Source organism: Bartonella eidoli, from assembly GCF_036576145.1.
Lineage (GTDB): Bacteria > Pseudomonadota > Alphaproteobacteria > Rhizobiales > Rhizobiaceae > Bartonella.
This window is the reverse complement of the sequence record NZ_JBAFWX010000001.1, coordinates 133,960-147,652: the sequence shown is the minus strand read 5'-3', so window position 1 is coordinate 147,652 and position 13,693 is coordinate 133,960. Positions and strand designations below refer to the sequence as shown.

General features: G+C 37.4%; 8 protein-coding genes and 1 pseudogene. 8 read left to right on the top strand and 1 reads right to left on the bottom strand.

The features are described from left to right. Window positions 1–52: 52 nt before the first annotated feature. Window positions 53–1,585 carry a YifB family Mg chelatase-like AAA ATPase gene (locus V5N68_RS00630; protein WP_332065264.1) on the top strand — a complete coding sequence of 511 codons (1,533 nt, stop codon included), beginning with the start codon at window positions 53–55 and terminating at the stop codon, window positions 1,583–1,585. Window positions 1,586–1,595: 10 nt separating this feature from the next. On the opposite strand, the pseudogene V5N68_RS00625 reads toward V5N68_RS00630, so the two are convergent. After that, window positions 1,596–2,458: pseudogene (locus tag V5N68_RS00625) on the bottom strand (ABC transporter substrate-binding protein). Between the two features lie 679 nt (window positions 2,459–3,137). Here V5N68_RS00625 and gyrB point away from each other — a divergent pair. From gyrB to V5N68_RS00590, 7 genes are all read left to right on the top strand, one after another. Next, complete coding sequence (gyrB, locus tag V5N68_RS00620; RefSeq protein WP_332065263.1) at window positions 3,138–5,570, top strand: DNA topoisomerase (ATP-hydrolyzing) subunit B; 2,433 nt, start codon at window positions 3,138–3,140, stop codon at window positions 5,568–5,570. A gap of 112 nt (window positions 5,571–5,682) precedes the next feature. Then, a complete protein-coding gene (gene ubiE, locus V5N68_RS00615) occupies window positions 5,683–6,465 on the top strand; it encodes a bifunctional demethylmenaquinone methyltransferase/2-methoxy-6-polyprenyl-1,4-benzoquinol methylase UbiE (protein WP_332065262.1) in 783 nt (260 codons plus the stop codon). Window positions 6,466–6,467: 2 nt separating this feature from the next. Continuing rightward, on the top strand, window positions 6,468–8,054 hold the full coding sequence (ubiB, locus tag V5N68_RS00610) for a 2-polyprenylphenol 6-hydroxylase (protein WP_332065261.1): 1,587 nt from the start codon (window positions 6,468–6,470) through the stop codon (window positions 8,052–8,054). A gap of 70 nt (window positions 8,055–8,124) precedes the next feature. Continuing rightward, window positions 8,125–9,522 (top strand): bifunctional phosphopantothenoylcysteine decarboxylase/phosphopantothenate--cysteine ligase CoaBC, encoded by a 1,398-nt coding sequence (coaBC, locus tag V5N68_RS00605; RefSeq protein ID WP_332065260.1) that lies wholly within the window; start codon window positions 8,125–8,127, stop codon window positions 9,520–9,522. A gap of 622 nt (window positions 9,523–10,144) precedes the next feature. Continuing rightward, a complete protein-coding gene (accD, locus tag V5N68_RS00600) occupies window positions 10,145–11,065 on the top strand; it encodes an acetyl-CoA carboxylase, carboxyltransferase subunit beta (protein WP_332065259.1) in 921 nt (306 codons plus the stop codon). 3 nt (window positions 11,066–11,068) lie between these two features. Beyond that, window positions 11,069–12,388 (top strand): bifunctional folylpolyglutamate synthase/dihydrofolate synthase, encoded by a 1,320-nt coding sequence (locus tag V5N68_RS00595; RefSeq protein WP_332065422.1) that lies wholly within the window; start codon window positions 11,069–11,071, stop codon window positions 12,386–12,388. Window positions 12,389–12,431: 43 nt separating this feature from the next. Next, complete coding sequence (locus tag V5N68_RS00590; protein ID WP_332065258.1) at window positions 12,432–13,430, top strand: complex I NDUFA9 subunit family protein; 999 nt, start codon at window positions 12,432–12,434, stop codon at window positions 13,428–13,430. The last annotated feature ends 263 nt before the right edge of the window (window positions 13,431–13,693 follow it).

Below are 13,693 nucleotides of genomic sequence, written 5' to 3'. Positions count from 1 at the left end.
ACGTGCAGGTATGATTGTTTCTCCATAATAAAAAGGGGAGGAAAACAAACTTATGATCGCGCACGTCACAACTGTTGCCTTTCGTGGTCTAGAAGCGATACCTGTCGATGTACAAGTGATGATTTCCTCTGGTAAAATAGGGATGGCTATTGTTGGACTAGCAGATAAGGCAATCGCAGAAAGCCGTGAACGTGTGCAAGCCGCCCTTCATGCCTGCGGACTTTCTATGCCTAATAAACGGGTTACCATTAACCTTGCGCCAGCTGATTTACCTAAAGAGGGTTCTCATTATGATTTGCCAATTGCGGTAGGCTTAATGCTTGTTATGGGACTTTTCCCTCCTGAAGTAGGACAGGAATATATTATTTTAGGTGAATTATCACTTGATGGATCTATTGCGGCTGTTCAAGGAGTTTTACCAGCTGCCATGACAGCTTTGTCACTGAATAAAGGACTTATTTGTCCTTACAAATGTGGGCCTGAAGCAGCATGGGCAAATTCAGAAATGAATATTCTTGCACCCGAAACTCTTCTCACTATGGTTAACCATTTTAATGGAACTCAAATTCAAAAACGTCCACAGCCACATCAATATACAATTGAGACTGACCTTCCAGACCTTGCCGAAATTAAAGGACAAAAAACTGCCAAACGCGCATTAGAAGTTTGTGCAGCTGGACGACATAATCTTTTATTTGTAGGTCCTCCCGGTGCAGGAAAATCTATGTTAGCTCAACGCTTACCCTCCATTTTACCGCCCCTTGATAGTTCTGAACTATTAGATGTATCTCTAATCGCTTCTATTGCAGGAAAAACAATATATAATACAGTCTCATCCCATTGCCCTTTCCGTGCACCACACCATTCTGCTTCCATGGCTGCAATGATAGGCGGTGGTCTTAAAGGACGGCCAGGAGAAGTCTCTCTTGCCCATAATGGCGTTTTATTTCTTGATGAATTTCCTGAATTTTCTCCACAAGTACTCGATTCTCTTCGTCAACCTTTAGAGAGCGGAGAATGTGTTATCGCACGCGCGAATAATCATGTAAGTTATCCTGCACGTATCCAACTTATTGCCGCTATGAATCCTTGTCGATGCGGTATGGCCGGAGAAAAAAATCATGTTTGCGCTAAAGGAATACGCTGCCAAATCGATTATCAATCTCGTATTTCTGGTCCCCTACTCGATCGAATTGATTTACGAATTGATGTTCCTGCCTTAACTGCTATGGATTTGATGCAACCAGAAAAAGCGGAAAAAAGCTGTGACGTTGCAAAACGCGTTGCACGGTGTCGTGCTATTCAAACTAAACGTTTTAATACATTAGGTCTTAGCCATATTCGCACCAATGGCGATTGCCCTGCAAAAGTTATTGAGGAAATTTCTATTCTTGATAAAAACGCAGCAACACTATTACGCAACGTAAGTGAAAAAATGAACCTTTCCGCTCGCGCATATCATCGTATTCTCAAAGTTGCGCGCACCATTGCTGATCTTGATGAAGAAGAACATCTATCAAGTCATCACCTCGCGGAAGCTATTACTTATAGACTAGGAAACGAAAGATTAACAGCTCTTAGCTAATAAACACTCATCAATAAAAACTAATTGGAAAATAACGCAAATAAAGCTCCGCAAGCTTGCCATCCTGTTCTAAAACCTTCAAAGCATAATTAAACATATCAATAAATCTTTTGTTTTTTGCTGCAACAGCAATTCGCATTCCCTCTCCCAATAACTGTGGAGCCATATAAACACCTCCAACAAAATGACAACAATTGGCTGATTTTTGACTATTTAACCATGAAGATAAAGCAAATCCATCATCAAAAACAAGGTCAATTTTATGACTTTGTAGCGCTTTATAGAGCTCTGCTCTATTCTTAAACCCCTGCCATTTAGCATCAGGGAAATAACTATGAAACAACTTTTCGTGAACACTCTTGAATAAAAAACCACTATTTAAATGTGCAAGTCTGTCGTTGATTGGCTCATCGAGATTCACAGGTCTAGAGGCTATAAATCGAGCAGGAAAACGCAAATAAGTTCGAGTAAAGATAATATCTCTATGCGTTTTAACAGTTTCTTTTAAACCAGCAATAATCGCTTCTGCCTCACCATTTTTGACACGCTCTACAAGCTCTTCCCAAGGAACAACTTCCACCTCACAGAGCTTTTCAAGGTTTAATTTTAGACAAATAGAGCGCAATAAATCAATATTATAACCTAGAAGGCGTCCTGTTTGATCCAGAAAATTAAAAGGAGGAAAATCAAAAGTTGTTACAAAACGCAAACGCGTTATGCCTAGCGTATTAGGCTGTGCTAAATGTTCATGCGAGTTAAAAAAAAAGGTAGTTTTCCGCTCGTTTCAGCTTCTACTAAAGATGAAAAAAGAGCTCCCCATGCTACAACGAGAACACCAATAAAAGAATTGAGTATATTCATAAATTTATTCATTTTCAAAATTTCTTTTCCTATCTTTGTTAAAAGCTAAAAATGTAACTCGTCTTACAATATCTAATTTATTGAACAAGAATATATAGTGCTTGTATGTTCCTAAATTATAAAAAAATTTAATAATTTTCATATATTCGCAAGACACATCCTAAGTTTTCTATTCTTTCAAGCTTATAAGCTATAGATACTTTAAGGTCCTCTTATATAATTTCGTAGAAATTCATCAAATCCATTACATATCAATAAAAGGTGAGGCAAAAATAAATAAAATTAGTAGTAATAATTTTATTACGTTAGCTACTATAAACCGAATATAAGGAATGCTTAAAAATATTATATAGATTAAATTCATTAGCTTATAACACAAGCTATACTCTTATTATCACCATAAAAAAAACATAACATCTTACTTTTTATGTAGTTTATGGTACTTTAATAACCGTCGCTTTTCCCTTTAAAACAATAATAATTCGTGGAGATATGTTTCAAAAATAAAAACAAACAGTGTAACATTGTTTGCACACTAAAAGCTATTTTATCTGATTTTGACAGATGTTGAATATAAATCTGATATACGGTAAATATTCAATGTGATTATTCCATAAATAACTGACCAGAACATTATGCCACTAAAATGCTGATGAAATGTCGCAAACTAAATATAGAAATGGATTAACTTATGAGTGATGAAATACCCTCACCGGTGTGTGGTGATGGCTATGATGCCGCTTCTATCAAAGTTCTCAAAGGCCTTGATGCCGTACGCAAACGTCCTGGTATGTACATAGGTGATACAGATGATGGATCGGGTTTGCATCATATGGTCTATGAAGTTGTAGACAATGCTATTGATGAAGCCTTAGCTGGCCATGCTACTTTTGTAAATGTCACGCTCCACGCTGATGGCTCCTGTTCTGTTCATGATAATGGACGTGGAATCCCTACGGATATTCATCCAACAGAAGGTGTTTCAGCAGCTGAAGTCATCATGACACAGCTTCATGCTGGTGGAAAATTTGATCAAAACTCTTATAAAGTTTCAGGCGGATTACATGGAGTTGGTATTTCTGTTGTTAATGCACTATCAGTCTGGTTACAACTGCGAATCAAGCGCAATGGAAAAATTCATGAAATGTTATTTAATCATGGAGTTGCAGATTCTCCTCTGAAAATTATTGGTGATTGCGACGTAGAGAGCGGAACAGAGATCAGATTTTTACCAAGCCCTGAAATCTTTACTATGGTCAAGTTTGATTTTGAAACCTTAGAGCGTCGTTTACGAGAATTAGCATTTTTAAATTCCGGTGTGCATATCCTGCTTGTTGATCAGCGCCATGCTGACACTCAATCAGTTGAATTGCATTATCAGGGTGGATTAACTGAATTTGTCAAATATATTGACCAATCAAAAAAAGTGCTGCTTGACTCTCCTATTTACATTGTCAGTGAAAAAGACGGAATGAGTGTCGATGTTGCATTATGGTGGAATGATTCATATCATGAAAAAGTGCTATGTTTTACCAATAATATCCCTCAGCGTGACGGTGGAACACATTTAGTAGGCTTCCGGAGCGCTTTAACGCGCCAAATTAATGGCTATGCTGAATCTTCTGGTATTACAAAAAAAGAAAAAATGAACCTAACTGGTGATGATTGCCGTGAAGGATTAACAGCTATTCTTTCCGTTAAAGTTCCTGACCCTAAATTTTCTTCACAAACAAAAGATAAATTAGTTTCCTCTGAAGTACGACCTATTGTAGAAAATTTAGTGAATGAAGGTCTTTCGGCATGGCTAGAAGAACATCCTAATGAAGCAAAAATTATTACAAACAAAGTGGTAGAGGCAGCAGCAGCCCGTGAAGCAGCCCGTAAAGCGCGTGAGCTCACACGACGAAAAGGAGCACTCGACATAACATCTCTACCAGGAAAACTCTCTGATTGTCAGGAACGTGATCCAACAAAGTCAGAGATATTTATTGTTGAAGGAGATTCAGCTGGTGGCTCAGCAAAAAGTGGCCGTTCACGCCAAAATCAAGCAATTTTGCCCCTGCGTGGTAAAATTCTTAATGTTGAACGAGCACGATTTGATCGAATGCTTTCATCTGATATGATCGGTACTCTTATTACCGCCCTTGGAACCTCCATTGGTAAGGATGAATTTTCGCTAGATAAATTACGTTATCACAAAATCATCATTATGACTGATGCTGATGTTGATGGTGCACATATTCGTACCCTGCTTCTGACATTCTTTTTTAGACAAATGCCTGAACTGATTGAGCGCGGACATCTCTATATTGCTCAGCCACCTCTTTACAAAGTAACACGCGGCAAATCCTCTCAATATATAAAGAATGAAGTAGCGTTCGAAGAGTTTTTAATTGATACTGGGCTAGAAGAAACAACATTGAAATTATCAACAGGTGAAGTTCGCGCAGGAGCTGATTTACGTCAAGTCGTCGAAGAAGCTCGTGTTTTACGCCAACTTTTAAATGGCCTTCACACCCGTTATAATCGTACTATTGTTGAACAAGCAGCAATTGTTGGAGCTTTTGGCCCTGAAGCTTTTGCAACTCCAGAAATAGCTCAAAAAACGGCTGATAATATAGCGCATCGCCTCAACTTAATCGCTGAGGATATGGAATGTGGTTGGAGCGGTCGGTATACATCAGATGGAAGTTTGTGTTTTGAACGCATTTTTCGTGGAGTTAAAGATGTAATCACCATCGATGTAGGTCTTATTAATTCAGCTGATGCGCAGCAAATTTCTCGCATTTCTCGAAGTTTTATGGAGATATATAATCCTCCTCCCTTCCTGTATCGCAAAGATAAGTCAGAGCGCATATTAGGTCCTATTAGTTTATTAGAAAGTGTTTTTAAAAATGGTAAAAAAGGTATCATTCTACAGCGTTATAAAGGTCTTGGAGAAATGAATGCCGAACAGCTTTGGGAAACAACACTTAACCCTGATGCACGTGCTCTTTTACAAGTAAAAATAAACGATGCAACCGATGCAGATTCTCTTTTTTCTCGTTTAATGGGCGATGAAGTTGAACCCAGGAGGATTTTCATTCAAGACAACGCTTTAAGCGTTGCCAATCTTGATATCTAAAGGTACTTTTCTGTTTCTGGCTGTATAAATATCGCGGTTCTATACGTTTCTTTTTCGTATTTGAATATTCTTTTATACTTCGTTTGTGATAAAAATAAGAAAGGCCATAAATATGACAGCTGAAACAGAGCGTGTGGGAAAAAAGGGAGGCATGGAATATTCTTTTGGCTTTAAGAAAATTGATGAAGCACAAAAACAATCCATGGTTGATAATGTATTCCACTCTGTTGCTGAGAGCTATGACAAAATGAATGATATTTTGTCACTTGGACTGCACCGCATGTGGAAAAATGCCATGATTACATGGCTTTCGCCACCGGCTCTTTCAAATTGGAAAGTTCTTGATGTCGCTGGAGGTACAGGTGATATTGCTTTTCGCATCCTTAATGCTTCACGCAAAAAAGCGCATGCGACAGTACTTGATATTAATGGTTCAATGCTCAGTATTGGAAAAAAACGCGCACAAAAAAGCGGTCTCGCTTCTTTGGTTAACTTTGTAGAAGCTAACGCAGAGTACCTACCTTTTGAGGATCAAAGTTTTGATGCTTATACAATCGCCTTTGGAATCCGCAATGTACCCCATATTGACCAAGCTTTAAAAGAAGCTTTTCGTGTCTTAAAACCAGGTGGACGTTTTTTATGTTTAGAATTTTCAAATGTTGAAATGCCTTTTCTTGATAAAGTTTACGATCTTTGGTCTTTTCATATCATTCCAAAGCTTGGAGAACTTATTGCAAATGATGGCGATGCATATCGTTACTTGATTGAATCTATTCGCAAATTTCCAAAGCAAGATGATTTTTCTCATATGATCAACAATGCGGGGTTTTCGCGGGTATCTTACCGCAATCTCACGGGTGCAATCGCGGCATTGCATTCAGGTTGGAAGATTTAAAGATGGCGAAAATTTCCACTTATTTTCAACTGATACGTACAGGGTGGATTTTAACACGTGAAGGCGTTTTAAGCGCTCTCCCCGGTAATGATCTGCAAGGATTTCCAGCATTTTGTCACCGTCTAGCAGGTCTATTAGCCCGACGCAAAACAAAAAAGAAACAGCGATCCGAAAATATTTCACATGCTATCAATAAACTTGGTCCCTCTTACATAAAGTTTGGTCAATTTCTTGCAACAAGACCCGATGTTGTTGGACGTAATCTTGCGGAAGATTTAGCTAAATTACAGGATCGCGTTCAAATGTTTTCCTGCACCAATGCTATTGCCCAAATTGAAAGTTCTCTTGGCCGTTCTATTAATGATTTATTCACAAGCTTTCACCCACCTATCGCTGCTGCTTCTATCGCTCAAGTCCACCCAGCTGAATACTATGATGTGGCAGGTAATAAAAAAAAATGTGCTGTTAAAGTCATTCGTCCTAATATTAGAACACGTTTTGCCAAGGATCTTAGAAGCTTTTATCTCATTGCTCATTTACAAGAACGTTATATACCTGCGTCTCGACGCCTTCGTCCTGTGTGTGTTGTTGACACTTTAGCACAAACCACGCGTATTGAAATGGATTTGCGATTAGAGGCAGCTGCTATATCTGAAATGGCTGAAAATATTCAACAAGATAAGGGCTTTCGAGTACCAAAAATTGATTGGGAACGAACAGGCCGTAATGTTTTAACAATGGAATGGATTGATGGTATAAAAATATCTGATATTTCTGCACTTAAAGATGCTGGATTTGATTTGCAAATGCTTGCAATTACGCTTATTCAGTCTTTCCTTCGTCACACATTGCGTGATGGTTTTTTTCATGCCGATATGCATCCTGGTAATTTATTTGTTGACCAAAAAGGATGTATAGTTGCTGTTGATTTAGGAATTACAGGTCGGCTTGGCAAAAAAGAAAAGCACTTTCTTGCTGAAATTCTTTATGGCTTTATTACCCGTGATTATCATCGAGTGGCACGTGCCCATTTTGAAGCAGGATATGTACCTGCGCATCACAATATTGAAAGCTTTGCTCAGGCTAACCGAGCCATTGGTGAACCAATTCATGGACAATCAGCACAAAGCATTTCTATGGCTAAACTACTCACACTATTATTTGAAGTTACTGAATTATTTGATATGCAAACGAGACCTGAGCTTCTATTATTACAAAAAACTATGGTTGTTGTTGAAGGTGTTGCTCGCACATTAGATCCAACATTTAATATGTGGAAAGCTTCTGAACCAGTTGTTAAAGAATGGATGAAAAAAAATTTGGGGCCTATAGGAATCGCAAAAGACTTTAATGAAGGAGCACAAACACTCCTTTCTCTGGCACGTAAAGCACCACAATTAGTACAAAACTTCCAGCGAATGGAAGAAGACATTCAGCAAGTAATAGAGACAGGAATTCATCTTTCTCCTTCCACCATTAAGCAACTTGCTCTTGAACAAAGCCGTGCTAATCGTTATAGCCGCTATATTTTAGCCATTATCGCATTTTTTTTCGGTTGTTTAACTTTTTTACTTTTTCACCTTTTTTAAAGCAGTCAATATGTTTAAAAACATTGGTAATGCACTCATTGTAGTCATTTAATTTTTTAGGATAAGTTTTATGACCAATATTACCATCCGTAATCTTTTACCTGAAGTCAAAGAAGTTTTGCGTATACGTTCTGTAAAAAATGGCATCTCGATCGAAGAAGAAGCTCGTCGCATTTTAAATCATATCGCAGCTCCAGATACATCATTATCTCAAGAAAATACTGTAGAAATGCTGTCGTTGCGATCAAAATCCATTCTTCTTATTATTGGTGGTGGTATTGCATCCTATAAAACACTTGATCTGATTCGTCGTTTACAAGAACGTGGAGCATGCTTAAATATTATTATGACACAAGCAGCTCAAAAATTTATTACCCCTTTAGCAGCTGAAGCCCTCAGTGGCAGTACTGTATATAGCGATTTATTTTCACGTGGAAAAGAGCATGATATTAGCCATATCCGGCTAGCACGTAATGCTGATATAATTATTGTAGCACCAGCTACAGCGAATCGTATTGCAAAAATAGCCACCGGCATGGGAGATGATCTAGCCAATTGTGTGCTTTTAGCAGCATGCTGCCCAATTTTGATTGCTCCCGCTATGAATCCAGTTATGTGGACGCATCCAGCAACTGTTCGTAATATTAAACAACTACATGCAGATGGAATTCATATGATAGGACCAGAGGTTGGCAAAATGGCTGAACGCGATGAGGAGGGTTGTGGACGTATGAGTGACCCCCTCACTATTGTAGCTGCAGTAGAGGCTCTTTTAAATACACAAGAAAAATCACTTTCTAATCGCCATTTCATTGTTACTACTGGTCCTACCCATGAACCAATTGATCCAGTAAGATATCTTGCCAATCGCTCTTCAGGAAAACAAGGACACGCAATTGCAAGAGCTTTGGCTCATTTAGGTGCTAAAGTAACATTGATTTGTGGACCAATTCATATTGATGATCCACAAGAAGTAAAAACTATTCATGTTGAAACGGCATGTCAAATGCTGCAAGCTGTTCAGACAGCATTACCTGCTGATGGAGCTATCTTTGTTGCAGCCGTTTGTGATTGGCGCAGCCAAACGCAATCTTTACAAAAAATTAAAAAAAGTGCCAACAAAGTGCCTCCATCTTTTTCGGTAGTTGAAAACCCTGATATCTTAGCAACGATTGGTCATGCTCCAAACCGTCCTCCACTTGTCATTGGTTTTGCTGCGGAAACGTGTGATATTGTTGCTAATGCACAGAAAAAATGCATTGAAAAAGGAGCAGACTTTATCCTTGCAAATGATGTTTCCTTTCGTGTTGATGGCACGAGTGTTATGGGTTCTGATACAAACCAAATTTATTTCGTCAGCAGAAAGCATGTTGAAAAATGGCCCCAAATGAGTAAACAACGAATAGCGCAAAAATTAGCAAATGTTATCGTATCGTTTTTTAGCTCTCATATCCATAAAACAACTTGAATGTAAAATGCTCTCTATTTAAAATGAAAATAAAACTCCCCTGATAATGTAATACTTCTAAAAAATACTCGGCGAGAAATAGGCTTGTTACAGGTTTGAAATATTGCTTCCATAAATTAGTTAATGTATCCAATGATAACACTTTTAGAAAGTATTTATCGAAAAACTCAAATACGTTATTCAAGATAATGGCTCTTATTCTTTTAAACAAACCCATGCTCATAAATAAAAGAAAAACAAATTTTTTCCTTAAAAAAAACTTTTACTTTTTTCATCAGATAAAGCCCTAAAAAAATCTTGCTCTGACATTAGCGTTTCGCTAACATGATATATCGTATCCGTTTTTATAGACTCTTATTGATCTTAATTATGCTTACGATTATGAGATTTTCTGTTTGCTTCTAGCATTAGTTATTTAACGAATGTTGGTTTTTTATCAGAAAAAATGGAAAATTTGTTAACAAGTGCAAACAACAAAATTTGATGCTAAAGCAAAATAATGAACTATGTCTAACGATTAAATGAATTTGCTTATTTAGCTGCAAAGTAGATGTGTAACTGTTCAGCTATGTATTCCTTTGAAACGCGCAAAGTTAATAACATTTAGAGAGAGGCTGCAAAGATGAACTGGATTACAAATTATGTTCGTCCTAAAATTAATTCCATATTGGGGCGCCGTGAAATTCCGGATAATCTATGGATCAAAGATCCCACTAGCGGTGAAATGGTATTTCATAAAGATTTAGAAGTTAACCAATATGTGATTCCATCTTCTGGTTATCACATGCGCATTAGTGCTAAAAATCGTCTTAAGCATTTTTTTGATGATGGTATTTATACTCCCCTAGAGAACCCAAAGGTTGTTACAGACCCTTTAAAGTTTCGCGATGAAAAACGCTACATTGACCGATTAAAAGATTATCGTTCAAAACTTGGTGTTGATGACAATATTTTAAGCGCACGAGGGACTATCGAGGGACTACCAATTATTGCAACTGTTCAAGATTTTTCTTTTATGGGTGGATCACTCGGTATGGCTTCAGGAGAAGCTATCATAAAAGCTATTCACACTGCCATTGCAGATAAATGCCCTTTAGTTCTTTTTTCCGCTTCAGGCGGAGCACGTATGCAAGAAGGAACATTATCATTAATGCAGATGCCTCGTACAACAGTAGCGATTGAAATGATAAAAGAAGCAAAGCTTCCCTATATTGTGGTTCTTACTAATCCAACGACTGGTGGTGTTACCGCTTCTTACGCTATGCTTGGCGATATTCATATTGCTGAACCTGGCGCTATGATTGGCTTTGCAGGACCACGTGTTATTCAACAAACTATACGAGAAACTTTACCGGAGGGTTTTCAAAGTAGTGAATATTTACTCAAACATGGTATGGTTGATATGGTTGTATCACGTTTAGAAATGAAAACGACCGTTGCACGTCTTCTACGCTTAATGATGAAATATCCTGCAACTATGAATCCTTCCACTCTACCCACAACAGATTCTCAAGTATCTTCTTCTAAAACAAAAGCTGCTTGAATGATGAAAAAAAAACAAATGCAAGGAATGATAGATGATTTACTGAACCTTTATCCTAAAAAAATCGATCCTTCTTTAAAGCGTATTCTAAACCTTTTAAAACGTCTTGGTAATCTGCATTTGAAACTCCCACCCGTTATACACATTGCAGGTACGAATGGTAAAGGATCTTCTGCAGCCATTTGCCGTGCTCTTTTAGAAAGTGCAGGTTATCGTGTTCATGTATATAGCTCCCCTCATCTTGTAAACTGGAATGAACGCTGTCGATTAGGTCAGACAGGATGTGGCAAATTTGCTACAGAAAGTCAATTGATTGAAGCAATCCATAAAGTCATAAAAGCGAATCGTCAAGAACCAATTACTGTTTTTGAAATTTTAACAGCAGCTGCCTTTATGCTGTTTAACGAAAACCCGGCCGATATAGTCATATTAGAAGTTGGGCTAGGCGGACGTTTTGATGCTACAAATGTTATTAATAAACCCGTTATATCACTCATTATGCCTATTGATTATGATCACGAAACTTTTCTTGGAAATACAATTTCGCAAATTGCTTATCAGAAAGGTGGAATTATCAAACCAACAGTTCCTATAATCATAGGAAAACAAGATCACGATGAGGCAGTTTCTATTCTAATGGATATTGCTGATAAAAATAAAGCTCCTTCTTCTATATTTGGGAAAAACTATCGAAGCTATATAAAAAATGGGCGTATGATATTTCAAAACAATCAAGGTTTAATGAATTTTCCGCTTCCTAATCTTATAGGAGCTCACCAAATTGCTAACGCTGGAGCTGCTATTGAAGCAGTTTATCAAGCAGGTTTTCGACTTTCAGAACAAGAAATAAACTATGCTCTACAAAATATTTACTGGCCAGCACGAATGCAACATCTTACCCATGGATATTTAGTTGATTTATTGTCTCCTGGAATTGATTTATGGTTAGATGGAGGTCATAATCCTGCTGCTGGAAAAGTTATTGCGGCAGAGTTTAATCAATGGAAAAAAAAATCAAACTGTCCTATTATTATGGTTGTCGGCATGCTTAATACCAAAGATGCTATTGGTTACTTTCACCCTCTAGCAAACCTTGTAGATAAAGTATATACGATCCCTTTAATGAATAATAACACTGGTATTTGTCCAACAGTTTTAGCTGAATCTGCCAGAAAAGCAGGGCTTTTTGCCATACCTCAAGCTTGTCTACAAGATGCTTTACGTAAAATTAACTCAGAATATAAAGAAGCAACTATACTCATTAGTGGTTCTCTTTATCTTGCAGGTGATATTTTACGTGACAATAAAACACCACCATGTTAGAAGCTGATTATTCATAGAGCTTTAGAAGATAGACTTTTTAATCATGCAACTTGATCGTGCACTTTATCAACATCCTAAACTTATTACTGTTTTCGGCGGATCTGGTTTTGTGGGGCGGTATGTTGTTGAAACTTTAACCAAGCGAGGTTATCGCGTTCGTGTAGCTGTTCGTTCTCCGCAAAAAGCTTACTATATGCAGCAAATAGGAGAAGTAGGACAAATCCAAATGCTTAAAACAGATGTTAAGCATCGCGCTTCTGTTGCGCGTGCATTGCTAGGAGCAAATGGAGCAGTATTTCTTCCTGGTAGTTTAGCACAAGCGTATAAATCGGACTTTCACAATACGCAAATTGATGGTGCTAGAAACGTCGCTGAATTAACAGAAAAAGCAGGTATTCCGCTCATCTATATGTCAACACTTGTAGCCAATCAAAACGCTTCCTGTCTTTATGCGCGCATTAAATCTATGGGTGAGAAAATTGTTCAAAACAAATACCCTCAAACAATTATTATGCGTCCGTCAATTATCTTTGGACCAGAAGATTGTTTCTTTAATACTTTAGCGCATTTATCGTGCTTTTTGCCGATTATGCCTCTTTTTGGAAATAGACAAAGCAAATTACAACCTGTTTATGTTGGAGACATTGCTGAATTTATTGTTCATGCTTTAGAAGGATGTGTCACTCTTGGGAAAAGCTATGATCTTGGTGGTCCCCAAATTATCACATTTTCATATGCAATCGAAAATGTACTAAAAATTATTCACCGCAAAAAAACAATCCTGCCAATGCCGCTTTTCACTGGACTCTTTATTGGAGGTGTTTTAGGATTTATTGGAAGACTTCCACTCATACCTACATTCTTAACAGCTGATCAAATACGTTTTCTGCAAATTGATAATATTGTTTCTGAAGAAGCTATGAAAAATGGACATACTTTCAAAGAAGCGAACATCACACCGAAAGCAATGAATGCCGTCTTAAAAAGTTACCTATGGCGTTTCCGTCCACAAGGTCAGTTTTCAAGAAACTTATCAATCTAACGTATATTTCTTTCTGTTTTATAAAAATAATGGTCGAGATTGAGTTTATATATTTTTTTCTTTGCAGAAAATGTGATCTCATAATAATTTACTTATCGTGTATTTTGTACTCATAATTTAAAATTCTAATGAGTATGTGAATGAACTGTGTTAATTTATCAAAGCTTTAGAACCTTGCTACAACAGAATATATGTCTGTATCATCTAAAGATAGATATCTAAAAAAAGCTTAAAGTTTTTTCATATGAATAAGTCTTTCTATT